Here is a 17,362-nt window from a genome sequence, read left to right as displayed (position 1 = left end):
TGGACGGGTGACCATGACCATGACCATGCCGGACCGGCTCGACGCCGCGCGGGCTGCCCTCGCGGCGGCCGAGCTGCGTACTGGGGTGCGCGACGGTGACCAGCGCGCCCCGCGCTGGGAGGCATGGGGTGCGACGGGCGGGGGAACGGGGAGCAAAGAGGGACCCCGCGAGGTTCCGGCCGAGCCGTTCACGGCGATCCTCGACGGCGGCCGACTCCCGGTCGGCGCGGCGTCCGTCGTGGCCGGCTCGAAGAGTCTGCTGCTCGCGGTGCTCGCTGCCTCGCAGCACGCGGGGGACTGGCTCGCGGTCGTCGGCCTGCCGGATCTGGGGTTGCTCGCCGCGGCCGACGCGGGGATCGCCCTCGACCGCCTGATCGTCGTGCCCGATGTCGCTGGCCGCGGCGCAGAGACGGTCGCCGCGCTGCTGGACGGCATGGCGTATGTCGTGGCCGGCCCGGCCACCGGGCTCACCGCGGCCGACCGGCGCCGCCTGACTGCCCGTGCTCGAGACCGGGGGAGCGGGATTGTGGCCACGGCCGAGTGGGAGCACGCCGCGCTACGGCTGCACGCGGCGCCCCGGTGGTCCGGCGTCGACGTCGGCGCGGGGTACCTCAAGCGCTGCGAGCTCGACGTCTACCGGCAGGCCCGCGGCCGTCCGGAGCGCTGGACGTTGACGCTGCCTATGCCCAGGCTCGATCCCTTCAACCCCGCGCACCCGGGGACCGCTCGACGAGCGATCCCCGGGCGTCGCGGCGCCCCGCTGCGGGCCGTGGGGTGACGGGCTAGCCCCAAACCCGGCTCACGGAACTCCCGGGTGCGGCCGGCGAGGACGGGGGTCGCTTCCCGGGGTGGATGGCGAGAGCCACGGCGATCCCGAGGTCGACGAGGGTGGTGCCCTCGGGCAGCCAGTGGGACAGGACGGCGAACGTGATGGCCAAGACGACGGCCGTGGTCGTGATCTCGTGGGGTTTGGGCATGTCTGCTCCCGGGGTCGGTCGTGGCCTGCGGTGAGGCCCTGTCTTCTGAGGAAGGTGCCGTGGGCACCCCCTGTGTGACTGCCGGGGCCGAATTGGCCGCGACCCCGCCTATGTGGGGATGCCCGTGAGGCTGCTCCGCCAGAGGAAGGTGCCGAGCGAGGTCGCCGGGTGACCGGTGCGCTCAAGGTGCGTGCGCGCGGTGCGATTCCTACGGCGGCGGGCGACCTCGTCGGCGAAGGGAGACGGGCCAGTGAGCCTGCCGCAGGGGCTGAACCTTCCCGTCGACGTCGCCCTCGCCCGCGCGGTCGAGCAAGTCCCCTCACCGGGGGCGCTGCCCGGTGGGTGCTTGTACGAGCCGAATTGGGACGGCTTCCTTCACTGACCGTGCTCTGCAGGCACAGCGCCCGAGGCGGGGCGGACGATCGACATCCGCACCGGGGGGCTGACGCCCTCAGCCTCTCAGCGGCGTTAGTACTGGGTCGACTTCATCAGGAGGCCGACTTACTGTTGAGGCACGATTTGATTGCCTGAGAGTCTCATTCGCGCGCCGCAGAATCGGGGGTGTGCGCACACGGGTAGTCCGAACTCTTGTAGGTATTCACATGTAGTGGGTGAAAAGCGAAGCCCGAAGTCGCGCTAGCGATTGTTGCTCTCGACGATGCTCGCAGCCTGCCTACCGGCAGGCGGAACCTGACATTGTGGGAGAGAGCATGAGCAGCAAGAAACGCCAGCTCACTGGCCTGGTCTCCGTAGCAACCGCCCTCGCACTGTGCTTCACCATCGCGCCTGGCGCAGCGGCGGCCGCACCCGATCCCGCGAACGAGGCAGCCGACCTCATCGCAGAAGTAGCGCCTGACCAGGGCACTGTGGTCGGCACCACTCCGAAGGGCGACACCCTGGTGAGCTCTACCGAGTCGGGCGAGACAGTCGTGTCGACCGACGTCGATGAGCCGATCACGTTCATCCAGAACGATTCGGACACCGGCGGGGTCCTGGAAGTACCGCTGCCCGACGAAGTCCAGCTTGAGGCACCGGTCGTCGCAGATGACGGCACGGTCTTCTACGAGGGGGTCAACGGCACCACTGACGTCGCCGTTCAGACCCTCGCTGACAGCAGTATTCGCCTCCAGACGATCATCCCGGAGGGCAGCGGTGCCTCGGTGAAGTTCACCTACGACTTCGGGGCCGACGCGCGGGTCCTCGAAGACGCCGAGACCGGCCAGGTGTACGTCGAGCAGGGAGACACCATCGTCGCCGAGATCGACGACGCCTGGGCGTATGACGCTGAGGGCCAGCCTGTGCCCACCTCGTACGAGATCCGCGAGGACTCGATCGTTCAGAAGATTACGCCGACCCGCGGGACCGTGTACCCGATCGTGGCGGACCCCAAGTTCATCACGGGAACCAACAACTGGTTCGGAGGAAGGTTCGTGGCCGCTCGCTTCACCATCGCTGAGACCACGCGCATCGCGGCGGGCGGCGCCGCGACGGCCGCGATCGGAACCCTGATTGGAATGGTCCCTGGGCCCCACACCGCCATTGCTAGGTCCGTGCTCCAAGGGATCGGCGCAACGCTCGTCCTATGGGCGGGCGGCGCCCGTGCCCTCAACAAGTGTGTCGAGTTGCGCTACTACTACATCGCCCATAAGGCGTACGGTCTGTACTACTCAGGCACGACGAAGGGATGCAGGTAGGCACCATGGTGGTTGCGGTCGCGGTCGTCGCCGGTCTTAGCTCTGCTGTCCTCATGCTGCTGGCACTCAGGGCCGGACGGGTTTGGCAGGTCATTGCCGCGATCGGGCTGCTTGCGCTTGCATGCCTGTCGGCGCTGCCGGACTCGCCTCTCTGGCTTCGCACCGCGCTCGTGGGCGCTGCCCTCGGCATCTTGTCCGACGTTGGCTCCCGCCTGCTGAATCGGAGACAGCCAGCAGACCACTGACCCCAGCAAGATCGAGGACCGCGCCCCTGCACGCCATAGCGCATGCAGGGGCGCGCTCACGTTGGCAGTCAAGGGGAGTTCAGTCAACGCGCCGGTGCGTGATCGCGCGCGACGGTGCCCGGGTGAGCCTGTGGTCGCGCCGCGGCACCGACCTCACAGCCACGTTCCCGGAGGTCACCGCGGCGGCCGCCGACCAACTCGCGTCCGGGACGGTGCTCGACGCCGAGCTGGTCGTCTGGACGGCAGGACGGCTCGACTTCGGCGCGCTGCAGGAGCGCATGGGCCGCGGCCCGCGCGCGGCCGCCCAGCACGCGCGCACGCACCCGGCGTCCGCCGCGGTGTTCGACGTGCTGGCGACCGGTAGTGACGACGTACGCGGCATGCCGCTGTCGCTGCGCCGGGCGCTGCTCGAGGACCTGGCCGCCCTGTGGCGGCCGCCGCTGAACCTCTCGCCCGTCACGGCCGACGTCGACGAGGCGCGTGAGTGGTTCGAGACCTACGTCGTGGCCGGCGTCGAGGGTCTGGTCGTCAAGGGCGCCGGGCAGACATACCGCGGCGGGCAGCGCGATTGGCTCAAGGTCAAGTACCGCTCGGCCCTCGACGTCGTCTGCGCTGCGGTGATCGGCCCGCGTAGCGCGCCGCAGCAGGTCGTCGCCGGCCTGCCCATCGACGCCGAGCTGCGCATTGTGGGACGCTCCACGCCGCTGAGCTCGGTCATCCGGCGGGCCCTCGCTGAGCACGTGCGCCCTCCGGCCGGGCCGCACCCTTGGCCCGAGCAGGTCAGCCCCGGAGCGTTCGGGCGCTTCGGGAACGACCGCGGGCCGGTCGACCTGACGCTCGTCGAGCCGCTCGTCGTCGAGGTCAGCGCCGACGCTGCGTGGTCCGGTCGCTCCTTCCGCCACCCGCTCCGGGGTGACGCGCGTTCGCCCGGACGCCGAGGTCGCCGGCGTCACAGTGCCTACCGCCCTGGAACGCCCGTAGGCGTCGCCGTCGCGGTCTACGCTCCGGTCGTGATCCTGCGCGCGCACGTCGAGACCATCCCGCCCGACAACTCGGGCACGCACGAGACCCAGGTGCGCGAGGTCGAGGTCGAGGCCGCGACGTACGAGGCCGGGCGCGCGCTGCTCGACGATGAGCTCAAGGACGGGGAGCGACTCATCACGATCCGGGTCACCGGCGCCTGACGCCTACGCTCGACGCGTGCAGAGGGCTTGGACATCACCGCCGCTGCCGGCTCGACCAGGCCTCGGCCGCGAAGCGCGCCCGCGCAGCGCGCGGCTGACCTACTCCTCGCCGTCCTCGGGCGAGACCTGCCCCTTCGCGATCGCGTCACGCGCGGCCGCGTACTGCCGCTCGATGTAGTCCTCGAGCTTCGCTCGCTCGATCCGCCACACCCGCTTCGGCCCGACCTGAATCGCCGGCACCTCGCCCGTCTTGAGCAGCGTGTACACCGCGGTCTCGGTGATCGCGAGCTCGTCGGCGACGTCCTTCACGGATAAGAAGCGGGGCGAGGTCGTCATGCCGCCATCTTCCCAGCGCCGGAGAGGCGAGCGACCCGCCTGTCCACAGGCCACCATCTGACTTGGGTGCGGTGCCTACCTTGAACACCGGAAAGCGGACAAACAGCCTCTATCGGACATAATCCGGGTTATCGGTCGACCATCTTGGCCTCTCAGGAGGGGTTTCTGACTCATGTCCTACCCGTGGGTGCTGGGCCAGCCCAAACATCGCGGGCACTGCTCCCCGAACCGCGCATACACGACATTCCTAGCCGCTGACTCCTGTGGCGGAAGCGTTCCCACTGCTCTAGCGTCCCTGCTTGCAGGGGGCAACCATCTGAGCGTCTGCGAGGGACGCTCGTCACTGAGGAGAGCTATGCAAAGACGCACTTTCCGATCCATCGCCGCTGCAGGCGTGCTTTCCGTCGGTCTTTCTGGGACCTGGGTGACCAGCGCTCAGGCCGACGACGAGACGCCGCCCCCCGCCGATGGCAGCGTTTCCTTTGGGTACTTCGAGAGTCAGAACTTCGAAGACGTGTTCGAGGACATGCGGAGGGACAACGCCGTCGACGACGTTGCTGCACTACTGACTGAAGCAGCCAAGGACCCGGATGCTTCCGGGCTTCCGGGCCTCGAGTCCCTCTCGGACATGCGGGCTCAGGACTTGCTCTTGGCTGCCGCCAAAGCCGCGGAGAACAGGACACCCATTCCCTCTAGCGTGCTGACAAGCGAGACTGCCCGCTCGATGCCCACTAACGGTTGGGTGTCGACTGGACCTGCACCACTCCAATCGTTGCTTGGACCTACCGCGCCGGTGGCTGGTGCGGCGGCGAACAACAATAAGTCATGGGTCTACTCGGACCGGTACGTCTACGAGACGTGTGACCTCGGTCCGATTGGGTGCGAGATTGACTCGACGATGAACTTTCGGCTCACGACAGACCCTGGCGCTGAAGGGACGCGCACCAGTGTAAACATCACCAGAGTAGGGACGAACCTCAACGGCCTGGACCTGGACTCCGTGGTCTACAGCTCGGGCTCTCAGATCCACTCAAGCCGCCGCATCCACTGGAACCCGGGCACGGGAATACACTGGAACTCGCCCCACCTTTCGCTCACTGGAAAGAGGTTCCAGGCTCAGTACACGATCACAATCGTTGACCCTGCCGGCGTAGCTCAGGCGATGTATAGCACGGGTCAGACTGCGACTTGCGGTGACCCGAATGGGGGCGGATGGGGTTGCCGCTTCCCGTGACCGCTATAGTGGTCACATGAGTGAATCGCACCACTCGCACTCGCGGGGAGGTTGGCGGGCCCCGGCCCATCGACCTCCCCGCGAGCACGCGGAGATTGCCCGGAACGGGACCCAAGAGGAGCGGTGGCAGCTCGCAGGCCAGCAGGACATCGGCGGCGAGACAGTGCGACTGCTCATCGAAGCAGGACCCCGTGACGTGCGCGAATCCCTTGCCCTCAACTATGCTCTTACGTCGGATCAGCTCGAACGCTTGATCGAGGTCGACCCAAGCATTGAATCACTGGTAGCCGCAAACAGAAATGCGCGGCCTGAAGTTAAGGCGCGGGCGAATCTCACGGTCCATACCCACGACTCAATTGATCAGTATCTCAATGACGTAGGTGCGACTGAGCGTGAACGTTCTGCCATGTTGGCGATGTATTCGGGTGCACTGAAGGGGGATGCGGCGACCGCGGAAATGACGCTCGGAACCGCTTGGAACAGCGTACAAAACCGGTAGCCGAGCACGGGCAGGGCCGTACGACCCTGCCCGGGTACCGGTACGTCGCCGCCCCGGCCGCCTGTCTCATAACCGACCGATTCTGAGCCGCGCCAGAATCGGGTTCTGGATGCTTCAAAACCCGACGGGGGCGGCCATGGCGGCAGGGCGGACGGCAGCTCGGTGAGGCGCAGCTCGTGGTGAGATTGCGGTCATGTTCGTCCGCTTCCAGTCGCCACTCCCGGGCAAGCGCGGTGTACACACCGGCGTCTTCGGGCTTACCAACCTCCTCGGACGTGCCGGGCACCTGACGCCCGAGGAACACGCGACGTGGCGGGCCGGGAACGACTGGTACAACGCGGCCTATCCGGATCCGATGGACACCGACCCCTCCGTCTACGACGAGACCGCGCACCCGCGCGCCACGGCGTGGTTCAAGGAGTCGGCTACCCACCTCCTCGATCGTGTGCCGCCATACCTCGCGATCCTCAGCGCGCACGGCGTGGAATGTGTCCGGATCGAGTCGGACGACCCGGGCCGCGTGATCTACGAGGACGATGTTCAGATCGTCGTCGTGCCCCACGACCCGACCGCGTCGACCTCGTTTCATCCCACAACCTGACGACAGCGGCCGGGCCGCCCGTGCGAGTATTCGGATCCACCGCGAGAGATGGGGACGAGCATGGACGCGAAGCACGAGCGGTGGGCCGCCGTGGGGACAGGTGCCGTGATCGTCGCTGTCATGGCCGGAACGTGGTTGATGTGCGAGAACGTCCTCGCATGGCGCGACACCTTCCGGCTTGAGGATCTCGCCTACGCGCGCAACCAGGTTGATGACTTCGAGGCGTACCGGTCCGGTGGTGTCTTCGAGTCCGGGACGGCGTGGGCCGCACTAGTCATCGCGCTGATCGCCATCGTGCTCGCCACCGTGGCCGGGGTACGCGCCGGCAGATGGCGTCTCATGTTCGCAGCTGTCATTGCTGCCTGCCTCATGGCCATGGTGGTCGCTGGCGCGGTGTTTCCGTTCGGCCCGTTGGTCCTCCTGGTCGCCGTGCTTCCCGCCACGGCCGCCGTGCGTTCCTTGTCCCGGCCAGCGAACGAGCACGGCCTCGCCGATACCGAGATTCGCGGCCTGTAGCTGCTGCCCCCGAGCCGGATCCGACGAGCCGGGTGAAACGTCGCCCGCGCCCGCGTCAGTTCAGAACCGACCGATTGTGGTTCGCACCAGAAGCGAGTTCTGGACGTTTCGAAACCCCTGGGTGACGACTGCCGCGACCGCGGCGAGGCTGACGTCTGCGGAGTGCCCGATCACCGCGACTCGTGCGTCTTCAGGCCTCAGCGACCACCGGAGCCGGCTCCCAGAGCCCGTCACCGTTGATGCGATGTGTCATCACGAAAGAGATCGGAACGTTGGGCCAGCCGACGATCTGCTGCTCGATCAACGGCACGATGAACGGACTCACGGTGTCCAGCGCGAAGGGGTCGACCCATGCCGCCTCCAGGACACCCGGCTCATTCGCTGGGGCCCGGGGCTCGTCGCTGCCGGCGGTCACCGCGTCGAAGAAACAGACCAGCTTGCGCCGTCGCCGTTCGTGCCACTCGTGAACGCAGGTGGCGACCAACCGACCAACCTCAACAGCAATCCCGGTCTCTTCAACCGTCTCGCGCGCCGCAGCCTCTTCGAGCGTCTCGCCACGTTCAACGTGACCGCCCGGCAGCTCCCAACTCGTGACGCCCAGCCGTTCGTGCCGAATCATCAGCCACTTCCGATCCATGCGCGTCATCGCGAACGCTGTCACGGTCGTCTCCCAAGGTTCAGCCACCGTCCGACCTTATGGGCTCTTCGGAGCAGGTCGCCGACCGCGTCAGCAGCTGCTCCGCGCCAATCTTGCGGAACCCCACAACAGGGCGGCCCGCTCCAAGACTGACCGATTCTGAAGCGCGCCAGAATCGGGTTCTGGATGTTTCGAAACCCGACCCCGCAGACCGCGACCGGCGAGGTCGACGGGGCTTCGCACAATCGACCAGTGGTGCCTAGGCGCCGGTACGGTGTGCTCGTGCTCCCTACTCCGTCGGCGGTGCTGCTCGACCTAGATGAGACCCTGCTCGACACTCAGGTGGGCCTCGACGCGGGAATCTCCGCAGCGTGGCTCCTCGCTCGTGAGTCTTTCAATGGCGACGAGGAACGATGGCGGAGCGCAAACCAGACTGCTGCAAACCGGATCTGGTCGACGAGGGGTCAGGACTGGGTCCTGGGAAGGGTGCAAGATGCCGACCTGACAGCGATGATCTACGCCGACACCCTCTCGCTTGTGGGCGCCCCAACGACCCTTGCACCGGCACTCGCGTCCGTTCACGGTGCGGCCGTACTCGCGGCCGCACGCTGCTATGGAGATGCCCCCGCGCTTCTCGCCGCACTGAGTGACCGCCAAGTCCCCGTCGGGATCGTCACCAACGGAGCGGTGTCACAGAGAGACCTCGTCACGGCGGCGGCCATCGATGTCCCTCCCCACCAGGTGGTCGTCTCCGCTGAACACGGACGAGCCAAGCCGGACCCCGCGCTCTTCGATATCGCCTGCGCCGCGCTGCGCGTGGACCGAACACGCCTCTGGCACGTCGGCGACAGCCTGAGCACCGACGTCGCCGGTGCCCGTGCAGCTGGTGTGTCCGCCGTGTGGATCGACCGCCGGGGCCGGTCCGCGGCGCCCGACGGCCCTACCCCCGATCTCACGATCTCAACCCTCGACGAGCTCGTCGAGAGGATCGGCAACTAGTGCGAACACGGCGCACGCACCGTCGACACACCATCGAGTCGGGTGCAAGGGTCGCCCTTCAAAACCGACCGTTTCTGACACGCCCGGCCCGGGCCCTCGACGCGCCGTCGACACGCCGCTCAAAAACCCATATCAAAACCCCCGCCGGTTCAGAACCTCCGGCGGGGTTTTCGCTACGGTCGCGCCATGGCGATCACCTTCGGCTACGCGCGCGTCTCGACGTCGACGCAGAACCTCGACGCACAGCGCGACGCGCTCCTCGCCGCTGGCGTCGATGGGCGGCATCTTCGGGTCGAGACCGCGTCCGGCCGGCGCGATGACCGGCCGGTCCTTGCCGCGCTGCTGGCAGAGGTCGACGCCGGCGACTCCGTCGTCGTGATGAAGCTCGACCGCCTTGGGCGAAGTGTGTCCCACCTGGTGCGCGTGGTCGACGAGCTGGAGCGCCGCGACGTCGCCCTCCGGTCACTGTCCGAGCAGATCGACACCAGCACGTCGGCGGGCCGGTTCATGGTGCACACGCTGGCCGCCCTCGCCCAGATGGAGGCCGACCTGATCCGCGAACGCACTCTCGATGGGCTGGCGGCCGCGCGCTCGCGCGGACGTGTCGGCGGGCGTCCGACCGTCATGTCGCCGGAACGACTCGCCACGGCGCGAGCATCCGTCGCCGGCGGCCAGTCAGTTGCCGCCGTCGCGCGGGCGCTCGGAGTATCGGTATCTACGGTCCGTCGGCACCTCGCCGGCCACGTGTGAACCTTGAGCATCCGTCGCTGAGCTGCTGCGCGAGGCGTAGCCTGCCCAGGACTCGTACCTAGCGAGCACGCACCTCCACCAGGTACCTGGGTCGGCGGACGCGACGTCGAGCCCCTAGGCGACGGTGTGTCGGTGCTGTCTTTCTTTCAATCAGGAGTGCAAGACTGTTGGGTGCGACGCGGTAGTGGTCCAGCCTGGGGGGTACATATGGCCGTAGATGTCTTCCTGAGCGTTGGGCGAGCCTTTACCCCCGATCAGGAGCGATTCATCGGGTTGCTTGAGAGCACGCTTCGTTCGCAAGATCTCGCACCACGAACCGTTGGTAGGAACGACTTCTCGGCAAGTACACCACTGCGGCGGATTGCCGAGGTTCTCGACCGATGCGACGGCACCGTCGTCCTCGCATATGGGCGCACACTATCGACGACCTTCGTTGACCGCCCTGGTTCCGAGGCCGAACTCCGCGAGGAGAACGTGCAGCTGCCCACGGTCTGGAATCAGATCGAAGCGGCGATGAGCTATAGCCGCGGCCTGCCGCTGCTCGTGGTCGTCGAAGACGGGCTTCGCGACGAAGGGCTGCTCGAGAGCCGCTACGACTGGTATGTCCAGCGGGTGAGCCTGACTACCGACGCGCTCGCGACGACCGAATTCCGCGGAGTCCTCGCAGATTGGGCGACTCAGGTAAAGGCACATGCCGAAGGTCGCTCGTCGAACCCGGATAAGCCATCCGTTCCTGTCGACCCAGCCGACGTCACGGTAAAGCAATTGCTGGGCGCGCTAACTGTTCCGCAGCTCTGGGGGGCGCTAGGCGCGGTGGGCGCGGTCCTCGTCGCGGTCGCGACCCTCGCCTACAAGCTCGGCAGTTCATAGCCATTACGGTCGAAAAGGTCTGGGGACTGCCACCCTCGATGCACACCTACCAGCCCAACCGCTGGTCAGCTCCCGGCATCGTGGGTGGCGGCCTCATGTCGTTCCGTACATCGGGCATCCGTCGCGACGCGCCAGAACTCTGGCCTTTCGTCGGTTCCCTTTGGTTCGAACCCGATCCTGTGTAGCTGCTTCATCTCCAAGGCGTACCCGTCTCGGAGGACCGCGGTGTAGTCCTCGGCCGAGATGCCTGTCCGGACGTCAGGGATGCGCTGGTAGACCTTCCGACGTTCCTGCCACAGAGGGCCGACATAGTCACGCCAGTGCCGTGCCCCAGCGGGCGTGAGGGTCGCGGGGTCCGCTGCATCGTCGTGGCCGGCGTAGGGAGCCATGTAGGCAAGGATCTTGGTGAAGACGTCTTGTGCTGTCATCACCCGGCGGCTCATGGTCGCTGGACTCGTGTCGTCGGGATCGATCAGGGACCAGATCACCTCTGCGTTGAGGTGGACGAGACTGTCCTCGAGGTGCTCGTTTCCCTGGACGGTTCCGCCTGGGTCGTAGCCGATGGCCTGGAGTGCGCCTTCGATCCGGTACTCCTCGATGGCCAGGCCACCGAGACAGAGCATGATCCACTGCCATTCGTAGTCGACAAGGCTCCGGTGCTGGGAGGCGACATGGTCGCCGCGCTCGTGGAGCAGCGCATGCCCTCCTTCATGAGCGAGCAGACGTTCAAGTTCGGGGACGTCCAGGCGTCGCGTCTCCGAGCTGTTCACGATTATCAGTGAGCCCTGCTCGGGGCGCTTGATGGTTTTCGCGGCGACCACGCCGGCGCCGCGGTCGCCTCCGTAGCCAGGGTTGCCGGTCTGTCGGCGGACTTCGGCAACGAAATTGTCGGAGAACATCACGGTGATTCCCTGGGGGGCTCCTATCCGGTTCAGCCCGCGCTGCGCGGCCTCCTCGGCCTCGGCCCCGGGAGGCGTGCCGTGCACCGTGAGTTCGTACATCCGACCATCCTTCGACCTTGACGAGCTCTCGTTCTACCACTCCCCCTCGTCGCCGTCGGCACACGGTCCCGGGTGAACTTGCGACGGTGCCGCGCCGAGAACTACCGTCGACGGGGATGGAGCGCCCCTCGCTGGCACGAGGGGCACCCCGGTTGCGGCCTCCAGGAGAGGTCGCGTGGTGCCTCAGCTGAGGTCACGAATCAGCAGCAGGATCAGTTCTCGAATGAGCGGCATCAGCCAGGTGACGGTTGCCTTCCAACCTGCCGGGCTGGTGCCGCTCTTCTTCGTCCTCTTGGTCTGCTTGTGCGCGCGCTTACCGCTACCCAAGCGATCACCTCTTCTCATGTTGGTGTTGCTGCTCCGCCGCTTGGCGGAGCTCCCCGACAGTGGTGCCGGGAAGTCCTTGCTGGGCGCGGGGTCGCGGCCCCCCGCCCTGCTGAGGGGGTGCGACCCAACACGACGTGGTCACGTTGCGTCGCCCCCTGCCGCCTTCGCCGCCGCGGCGGCCGCCACGCGTAGCGCCTCGCGGTTGTCGGTGCTGTACGGATTGACCAGTGCGCGGTGCCACTCCTCGCGTTGCCCGAGGGGATGCTTGGGCGCGCGCACGAGCCGACGGTGCTCGACCATGAGGTTCTGTCGGCGCAGCTCGTAGTAGCCGCGCTCCGCGGTCCGCTCGCTGAAGCCGTAGAACTCCTGCGCCCGCTCGTGAGCCATCACGAAGGAGCGGGCGCCGTTGGGGTCCTGGGTGTCTCGCAGGATCACCAGGAGCATTGCCTTGCCCGGGAGCGAGAGCTTGTCGATCGTCCCGTCCGTCCAGTACTCGAACGGCAGCGCGAAGAATCCTCGGCCACGAGCTGCCGGATCGCTCGGCGGCGCGTTCGTCCACGGTTCGCCGTCGCCGTTCTCGCGCTTGAGCGTGATCATCGGCATTCCGCGTTTCCCCGAGATCTCGAGGAGGTTCATCTCCTGGAGAGTCTTGAGCGCCGCGTTGGCCACGCGCGGCTTGACGCCATCGCCGAGGAGCAGCGCCCAGGTCTGGATGGGCAGCGCCTCCCCGTCGAGGATCGGCTGCAGGGCATGGATCGTGAGCAGGAGGTCGAGCGCACGCTCCTTGCGCCCGGTCACCAGATCGGCCAGGACCGACGCGCGGGGCCTCTCCTCGCGCTGCACGAAGTCCCTGCGGATCCGCACGTAGCCGCGCTTGGCGGCTCGAAGGAGCGTCTCCCGCGTGTACGCGGCATCCGGAGCGGCTTCGTCCTCGAGGCCCTCGAAGGGGTCTCGTTCGCCTGTGGCTGGGGTCTGATCGTTCATCGTCATGCGCCCAGACTACCTGGCGAGGTGCGCACAACCGCGTTGCCGTGCGTACCGAACTGACGCTCTCAGGTGCCAGTGTGCGAGTTCATGGCGATGCTACGTGCGAGACCATGCGAGGCCATGCGAGCCATGTTGAGGGGGGGTGCGGGGGGTGCGTGCTGACCCCGAGCGTCGTCGCCGCGTCCCATGGGCGCGCGTAGATGGACGCAAGTTCCTGCGAAATACCGGGTTGACGCGAGCCCTGCCCTCAGGCCCGGCGGCGAGCGGCGGCACCAACGATCTCCGAGACCACGACGTCGTGATCGGTGGTGGCCGCGAGGCGTTTGGTGAGGTGTCCCGTTGCCTGGGCGAGGACCGCAGGGGAGGTACCTCGGATCGCTTCGGCGATGTGCCGCAGGCCGGCGAGGGCGCCTTCGACGTGCTCGAGGTCGTACCGGGTGAGGGTGGCGTCGATCGCGGCCTGGATGATCGGACGGGCGTCGTCGACGAGGACTCCGCGGAGCTGGGTGCGATGGCCGGCCCGCACGAGGTCTGCGGGGTCGGTTCCGGGCTCGAGGATGGCGGCCCGCACGGTCGTGGCCTCGTCGGGTGTCAGGAGGTTCCAGAGTCGGCAGATGGCGCCTTGTCCGGCGGTGTCGGCGTCGGTGGCGTTGATGAGCCGGCCGACGGCGGCGGGGTCGATGTTGCGCAGGTGCTGCAGGTGGCCGGCGGTGACTGCGGTTCCGCACAACGCGAGCGGGATGAGGTCGTTGCCGGCGCGGCGTACGGCTTCGGCGTCGAGGGCGCCCTCGACGAGTACGGGGATGCCGCCTCGGGCGATCCGGGCCGCGGCGTCGGCGTCGAGCCCGTACAGGGCACGGGACTTGTTGTAGACCGGGGTGCTGGTGGTGTTGAGGTACTTCGGCGGCGCGTCGGGGTCGTCGTCGGTGGCGGGGTTGCGCCGGGCGGTGAACCCGATGATGCGGTCGCTGGTGTCACGGATGGGCAGGACCAGTCGGTCGCGGAAGGCGTCGCCCACTCCCCCGTTCTTGGCCTCGAGGGCGAGGCCGGCGTCCAGGAGCTCGGTGTCGGTGAAGCCTCGCCGGCGCAGCGTGGGCACGAGCCGTGCCCAGCCGGCGGGCGCCTGGCCGGCGACCGTGCCGCGCAGGCCGCGGGAGGCGAGGTATCCGGTGACCCACTCTCCCGGCTGGGTGGCGTGCCAGCGCCAGTAGGCCCAGGCGGCGGCGTTCGCGGCGATGATGCGCTCTGCGGTGGTGGTCATGGTCTCCTCCTCCCCTGCTGCTCGGTCACGCGGCCGCGGCCGCGACGCGGTTGATCTGTTCGGGTCGAAAGCCGCTCCAGTGATCCTGCCCGGTGCCGTCCTCGACAACGACCACGGGGGCCTCGGAGTACCCGAGCTCCTCGGTGACGTACTCGCGTGCGGCGGGGTTCTCAGCCAGCTCGACGACGTCGACGTGTACGCCCTTGGCCTCGAGCTTGTCCTTGGTCATCTTGCAGCGGATGCACGCTGGCCCGGTGCTGTAGACGGTGACGCTGAGCATGACGCCCTCCTCGCTCACTCGGTGGGATCGTTCCTGATAGCGGAGCCAGGGCCGCCGGAGCGGCCGGTGTGTCAACCCGGAGGGCGGTGGGGGAAGAAGTTCTCGGTCGAGGTAAGGAGCGCAGCGACGCGGCCGCGGGAGTTCTGGCGGAGCCGGTGGGCCACGCGGTGTTGGTGGCCCGCTTGCACGCCGGGCGCGGCGGCCATGATGGAGCGGCAGGAACGAGCCCCACTGGTGCGGGCGCAGCCCGCGCGGTCCTCGCCGCCCCGCAGGGGCGCCAGCCCAGGGTTCATGCCTGTACGGCCTCGAGCAAGCTCGGCGGCTGCGCGTCGGACCGGGCACCGTGCTTCTTCAGGACGCGGTTGACGGTCGATCGCGACCATGGGACACGATCGGCGATGGCCCGCTCGGACAGCCCCTCACGGTGCAGCTCGAGAATGACGACGGCCTGCTCGTCGCGAGCGAACTGCTGGGCGGCGACCTCGGGTGCCGGAACGGCGGTCTCGACGACCGCCACCGGCCACGGGTCCGGCGACGCGGCCACGGGCTGCGGCTCTTCCACGCCTGCCGCCGCGGGCTCATCCGTCTCGACGAGCGCCGGGGTCGACGTCGGCGCGTCATCGACGTCGTGCCCGCCGCGGCGCACGCCGCGGCGTGCGGACGCCGATGCGCCGAGGGCGTCGAGCCGTTCTCCGTGTCGGGCGGCTGCCTCGAAGCGGTCGACCCAGGCTCGCGTGCGCGCGTCGAACTCCTCGACAGTGAGCAGCTTCAGCGCGCGATCGCGCGCGGCCTGCTGGCGGCGGTGCGCGGCGCGCACCCGCCGGGCGTCCGCGCGGCCGCCGGCGTCGTCACGGCGGGCGTCGCGCCACCGCTCGGCGCTGACGATGAAGCGGTGCACGCGGCGCTCACGGCGCCGCTCGTCGAGGGTGTTCCCGGTGACCAGGTGCCGCTCCCCCACCAGCGCGAGGTGCCACATCAGCGCGGCGACCAGGGGCGGCACGAACCGGAACACCACCATGTAAGGGGTGGAGCCGTTCATGACGGCGACCTCGTGCAGCGCGGCGAACACGCCGGACGTGCCCGACAGGATCCAGGTGAGCGTCAGCAGGACGCCGTAGGGGCGGCCGTCGAGAGCCGCACTACGTGCCATCAGCGCGACGGCGATCAGGGAGACCTCAAGGAATCCGGCCAGCAGGTAGGCCTCCGCGGGCACCATGCCGGCGACCTCGAGGCCGAACAGAACCATGCCGCGGTAGGCCAGCGCGGTCGCGATCGCGGCGGCTGCGACGACGGCGACGATCGGGAGTCGGCGGTGCCCGGCCGGGGGGTCGGTCTGGCTCACAAGAACCTCCATAATTAGGGCGTCTGCGCCTAGTTTAACAGAATGGGGGCGCATGCGCACTGATATTGTGGGTGGATGACCAGGTCAGATGACGTCGCGTCGCCGGCTGTTGCGGGCGTCGACCCGGGCCCGGGCCCTGGCGACCTCTACGACGTGGCCCGCCTAGCTCAGCGCCTCGGGCTGGCCCGTACGTCGTTGCGCAACGCGCGCCTTCGCGGCGCGGACTGGCTCCCGGCACCCGTCGGGGAGCTCAACGGTGGGCCGGTGTGGTCCGCGTCTAGCCTGGAAGGGATCGAGGCGCGGCGCCGTGGCCCTGGCCGGCCGCGCGGCTCGCGCTGAAGCTCAGCGCGTGCCGGCGTAGGTCGGGGCGGTCCAGGCGTCGAGGGTGCGGCGGGTGATACCGGCTGCCGCGGCGAGGTCGGTCTTGCTCATGATGCGCGCGGCGTGAACGCCGCGAACGGCGGTCCGTAGGACGTCGCGGCGTCGGGCCTCGTCGGCGTCGGCGGCACCTCGGGTCGGCCCACCCTGACTCGTGAGCTCGGCGAGAAGCCGGGGGCCGTGGGTGGCGTACCAGCTCGCGGCCAGGACCTCCGCCGGCGGGCGGTCGTCGAGGACGAGCGCGGCCACGCGCGCGGTGGGCGCGATGAGGCCGGCGCCGCCGGCGTGGGTGAGCCACGCGGCGATGGCCCGCACGGGGCGCACGGTGGCGGGCAGCGGCTCGGGCAGGTCCTTGAACGTGCGGCGCAGGTCGAGCGCGCCCTGCATGCGCTCGTCCCAGTCCCATGAGCCGATCGGTCCGGCGGCCCGGGCCAGGGCCGCGGTCCACGGCTCGGACGCTCCCTCGCGGTCCGGGCCAGCCTGGGCCAGACCGTGGGCCGCGGTGAGCCGCAGCGCGTGTGCGGCGCACTGCCCGGCGGACAGGGTGCGGCGGGCGGCCTTGTGCCCGGTGCGGATGCGGGCCTGGCCGGCCTCCGCGGCGGCCCAGGCGTCTTCGGCCCCTTCGGGCGCGGCCGCGGCCGCGCGTACCTGATCGAGCAGCTCGAGGATGGGTGCGGCGTGCTCGGCGGGGAGCTCGTCGAGCCGGCGGGTCGTCATGGGCTGTGAACCTCGAGGGTGCAGGCGGCGGCACGCCCCGCCAGAGGCGGGGGGTGTGGGGGGCGGCAAGTCCCCCACGGCGGCGCGGCGGGTACGGGTGAGCCTACGGGTTCGGGGTGCGGTGGCGGTCGTCATGGCGGTTCTCCTCGTGTCGGTGCGGGCTGGGCCAGGGCGGGCCGGTCGTGGCCCGCCCTGGCTCCTGGTCACGCGGTCTGGGCTGCGCGGTGGTCGGTGACCTCGTGCCACGGGGCGCGGTCGGTCCAGGAGTAGTCGGTCTCGACGCTCACGGACTTGGCGTTGGCTCGGGCGACGCGGCGCCACCAGTGGCCGATCTTGACCTCGTCGCCCTTGGCGACGTTGTGCGGCCCGTAGTCGGTGACGGCGCCGTCGGCGATCTGCTGGGCGCGCACGCCCTCCCAGTGCGCGAGGTTGTCGCGGGCCTCGGCGATCGCCGGCTCGAGGCGACGTCGGCGCCGTGCCTGCTCGTGCTCGGTCGCGGGCCGGTATCCCGCGTCGGGGTCGTAGAC

General features: G+C 68.9%; 20 protein-coding genes and 1 pseudogene. 10 read left to right on the top strand and 11 right to left on the bottom strand.

The window, feature by feature from the left end:
- Positions 1-13 precede the first annotated feature (13 nt).
- Positions 14-778, top strand: coding sequence for a hypothetical protein (locus ACFCZN_RS18795; protein WP_430557777.1), 765 nt, complete (start codon positions 14-16; stop codon positions 776-778).
- A gap of 4 nt (positions 779-782) precedes the next feature.
- Here the strand turns inward: ACFCZN_RS18795 and ACFCZN_RS18790 are convergent, their stop codons facing one another.
- Positions 783-977, bottom strand: coding sequence for a hypothetical protein (locus ACFCZN_RS18790; protein ID WP_430557749.1), 195 nt, complete (start codon positions 975-977; stop codon positions 783-785).
- 710 nt (positions 978-1,687) lie between these two features.
- Here ACFCZN_RS18790 and ACFCZN_RS18785 point away from each other — a divergent pair.
- Entirely contained in the window at positions 1,688-2,671 is a 984-nt protein-coding gene (locus ACFCZN_RS18785) for a hypothetical protein (protein ID WP_430557748.1), read from the top strand.
- Between the two features lie 121 nt (positions 2,672-2,792).
- The gene (locus ACFCZN_RS18780; protein ID WP_430557747.1) at positions 2,793-4,100 is read left to right on the top strand and encodes an ATP-dependent DNA ligase; all 1,308 of its coding nucleotides are present in this window, start codon (positions 2,793-2,795) and stop codon (positions 4,098-4,100) included.
- A gap of 99 nt (positions 4,101-4,199) precedes the next feature.
- On the opposite strand, the gene ACFCZN_RS18775 is transcribed toward ACFCZN_RS18780, so the two are convergent.
- Entirely contained in the window at positions 4,200-4,436 is a 237-nt protein-coding gene (locus tag ACFCZN_RS18775; RefSeq protein ID WP_430557746.1) for a helix-turn-helix domain-containing protein, read from the bottom strand.
- A 424-nt stretch (positions 4,437-4,860) separates the two neighbouring features.
- Between ACFCZN_RS18775 and ACFCZN_RS18770 the strand changes: the two genes are divergently transcribed.
- The 4 genes from ACFCZN_RS18770 to ACFCZN_RS18755 all read left to right on the top strand — a co-directional run bounded on the left by ACFCZN_RS18770 (position 4,861) and on the right by ACFCZN_RS18755 (position 7,286).
- Entirely contained in the window at positions 4,861-5,670 is an 810-nt protein-coding gene (locus tag ACFCZN_RS18770) for a hypothetical protein (RefSeq protein ID WP_430557745.1), read from the top strand.
- A gap of 16 nt (positions 5,671-5,686) precedes the next feature.
- A complete protein-coding gene (locus ACFCZN_RS18765; RefSeq protein ID WP_430557744.1) occupies positions 5,687-6,169 on the top strand; it encodes a hypothetical protein in 483 nt (160 codons plus the stop codon).
- A 193-nt stretch (positions 6,170-6,362) separates the two neighbouring features.
- The gene (locus tag ACFCZN_RS18760) at positions 6,363-6,770 is read left to right on the top strand and encodes a hypothetical protein (protein ID WP_430557743.1); all 408 of its coding nucleotides are present in this window, start codon (positions 6,363-6,365) and stop codon (positions 6,768-6,770) included.
- Between the two features lie 60 nt (positions 6,771-6,830).
- Positions 6,831-7,286: a hypothetical protein gene (locus ACFCZN_RS18755; protein WP_430557742.1), complete on the top strand. Its 456-nt coding sequence runs from the start codon at positions 6,831-6,833 to the stop codon at positions 7,284-7,286.
- Positions 7,287-7,476: 190 nt separating this feature from the next.
- On the opposite strand, the gene ACFCZN_RS18750 is transcribed toward ACFCZN_RS18755, so the two are convergent.
- Positions 7,477-7,947: an NUDIX hydrolase gene (locus ACFCZN_RS18750; protein WP_430557741.1), complete on the bottom strand. Its 471-nt coding sequence runs from the start codon at positions 7,945-7,947 to the stop codon at positions 7,477-7,479.
- Between the two features lie 258 nt (positions 7,948-8,205).
- On the opposite strand from ACFCZN_RS18750, the gene ACFCZN_RS18745 reads away from it, so the two are divergent.
- From ACFCZN_RS18745 to ACFCZN_RS18735, 3 genes are all read left to right on the top strand, one after another.
- On the top strand, positions 8,206-8,922 hold the full coding sequence (locus ACFCZN_RS18745) for an HAD family hydrolase (RefSeq protein ID WP_430557740.1): 717 nt from the start codon (positions 8,206-8,208) through the stop codon (positions 8,920-8,922).
- Between the two features lie 186 nt (positions 8,923-9,108).
- Complete coding sequence (locus tag ACFCZN_RS18740) at positions 9,109-9,672, top strand: recombinase family protein (protein WP_430557739.1); 564 nt, start codon at positions 9,109-9,111, stop codon at positions 9,670-9,672.
- Positions 9,673-9,879: 207 nt separating this feature from the next.
- The gene (locus ACFCZN_RS18735) at positions 9,880-10,542 is read left to right on the top strand and encodes a hypothetical protein (protein WP_430557738.1); all 663 of its coding nucleotides are present in this window, start codon (positions 9,880-9,882) and stop codon (positions 10,540-10,542) included.
- 65 nt (positions 10,543-10,607) lie between these two features.
- Here ACFCZN_RS18735 and ACFCZN_RS18730 read toward each other — a convergent pair whose 3' ends face one another.
- The 8 genes and pseudogenes from ACFCZN_RS18730 to ACFCZN_RS18695 all read right to left on the bottom strand — a co-directional run.
- The gene (locus tag ACFCZN_RS18730) at positions 10,608-11,543 is read right to left on the bottom strand and encodes a hypothetical protein (RefSeq protein ID WP_430557737.1); all 936 of its coding nucleotides are present in this window, start codon (positions 11,541-11,543) and stop codon (positions 10,608-10,610) included.
- 183 nt (positions 11,544-11,726) lie between these two features.
- Complete coding sequence (locus tag ACFCZN_RS18725) at positions 11,727-11,870, bottom strand: hypothetical protein (RefSeq protein ID WP_430557736.1); 144 nt, start codon at positions 11,868-11,870, stop codon at positions 11,727-11,729.
- Between the two features lie 138 nt (positions 11,871-12,008).
- Positions 12,009-12,860, bottom strand: a complete 852-nt coding sequence (locus tag ACFCZN_RS18720) for a hypothetical protein (RefSeq protein WP_430557735.1) — start codon at positions 12,858-12,860, stop codon at positions 12,009-12,011.
- Positions 12,861-13,104: 244 nt separating this feature from the next.
- Positions 13,105-14,118, bottom strand: coding sequence for a toprim domain-containing protein (locus ACFCZN_RS18715; RefSeq protein WP_430557734.1), 1,014 nt, complete (start codon positions 14,116-14,118; stop codon positions 13,105-13,107).
- A gap of 25 nt (positions 14,119-14,143) precedes the next feature.
- Positions 14,144-14,398, bottom strand: a complete 255-nt coding sequence (locus ACFCZN_RS18710; protein ID WP_430557733.1) for a glutaredoxin domain-containing protein — start codon at positions 14,396-14,398, stop codon at positions 14,144-14,146.
- Between the two features lie 289 nt (positions 14,399-14,687).
- Entirely contained in the window at positions 14,688-15,740 is a 1,053-nt protein-coding gene (locus tag ACFCZN_RS18705; RefSeq protein ID WP_430557732.1) for a helix-turn-helix domain-containing protein, read from the bottom strand.
- A 342-nt stretch (positions 15,741-16,082) separates the two neighbouring features.
- Positions 16,083-16,835 (bottom strand): hypothetical protein, encoded by a 753-nt coding sequence (locus tag ACFCZN_RS18700; protein WP_430557731.1) that lies wholly within the window; start codon positions 16,833-16,835, stop codon positions 16,083-16,085.
- Positions 16,836-17,038: 203 nt separating this feature from the next.
- Positions 17,039-17,362 (bottom strand): annotated as a pseudogene (locus ACFCZN_RS18695) (hypothetical protein); the annotation flags it as partial.

It is taken from the genome of Isoptericola sp. NPDC056134, from assembly GCF_042264825.1.
In the GTDB taxonomy this organism is placed as follows: domain Bacteria; phylum Actinomycetota; class Actinomycetes; order Actinomycetales; family Cellulomonadaceae; genus Isoptericola; species Isoptericola nanjingensis.
Note: the sequence above shows the minus strand (reverse complement) of the source record. Positions and strands in the feature narration are given on the sequence as shown.

What these genes read in the sequence shown, in the direction of transcription:
- ACFCZN_RS18755 (WP_430557742.1), top strand. Translation starts at nt 6,831, where the DNA reads ATGGACGCGAAGCACGAGCGGTGGGCCGCCGTGGGGACAGGTGCCGTG.
- ACFCZN_RS18710 (WP_430557733.1), bottom strand. Translation starts at nt 14,398, where the DNA reads ATGCTCAGCGTCACCGTCTACAGCACCGGGCCAGCGTGCATCCGCTGC.
- ACFCZN_RS18730 (WP_430557737.1), bottom strand. Translation starts at nt 11,543, where the DNA reads ATGTACGAACTCACGGTGCACGGCACGCCTCCCGGGGCCGAGGCCGAG.
- ACFCZN_RS18785 (WP_430557748.1), top strand. Translation starts at nt 1,688, where the DNA reads ATGAGCAGCAAGAAACGCCAGCTCACTGGCCTGGTCTCCGTAGCAACC.
- ACFCZN_RS18760 (WP_430557743.1), top strand. Translation starts at nt 6,363, where the DNA reads ATGTTCGTCCGCTTCCAGTCGCCACTCCCGGGCAAGCGCGGTGTACAC.
- ACFCZN_RS18765 (WP_430557744.1), top strand. Translation starts at nt 5,687, where the DNA reads ATGAGTGAATCGCACCACTCGCACTCGCGGGGAGGTTGGCGGGCCCCG.
- ACFCZN_RS18790 (WP_430557749.1), bottom strand. Translation starts at nt 977, where the DNA reads ATGCCCAAACCCCACGAGATCACGACCACGGCCGTCGTCTTGGCCATC.
- ACFCZN_RS18795 (WP_430557777.1), top strand. Translation starts at nt 14, where the DNA reads ATGACCATGACCATGCCGGACCGGCTCGACGCCGCGCGGGCTGCCCTC.
- ACFCZN_RS18735 (WP_430557738.1), top strand. Translation starts at nt 9,880, where the DNA reads ATGGCCGTAGATGTCTTCCTGAGCGTTGGGCGAGCCTTTACCCCCGAT.
- ACFCZN_RS18780 (WP_430557747.1), top strand. Translation starts at nt 2,793, where the DNA reads ATGCCTGTCGGCGCTGCCGGACTCGCCTCTCTGGCTTCGCACCGCGCT.
- ACFCZN_RS18720 (WP_430557735.1), bottom strand. Translation starts at nt 12,860, where the DNA reads ATGACGATGAACGATCAGACCCCAGCCACAGGCGAACGAGACCCCTTC.
- ACFCZN_RS18700 (WP_430557731.1), bottom strand. Translation starts at nt 16,835, where the DNA reads ATGACGACCCGCCGGCTCGACGAGCTCCCCGCCGAGCACGCCGCACCC.
- ACFCZN_RS18740 (WP_430557739.1), top strand. Translation starts at nt 9,109, where the DNA reads ATGGCGATCACCTTCGGCTACGCGCGCGTCTCGACGTCGACGCAGAAC.
- ACFCZN_RS18715 (WP_430557734.1), bottom strand. Translation starts at nt 14,118, where the DNA reads ATGACCACCACCGCAGAGCGCATCATCGCCGCGAACGCCGCCGCCTGG.
- ACFCZN_RS18775 (WP_430557746.1), bottom strand. Translation starts at nt 4,436, where the DNA reads ATGACGACCTCGCCCCGCTTCTTATCCGTGAAGGACGTCGCCGACGAG.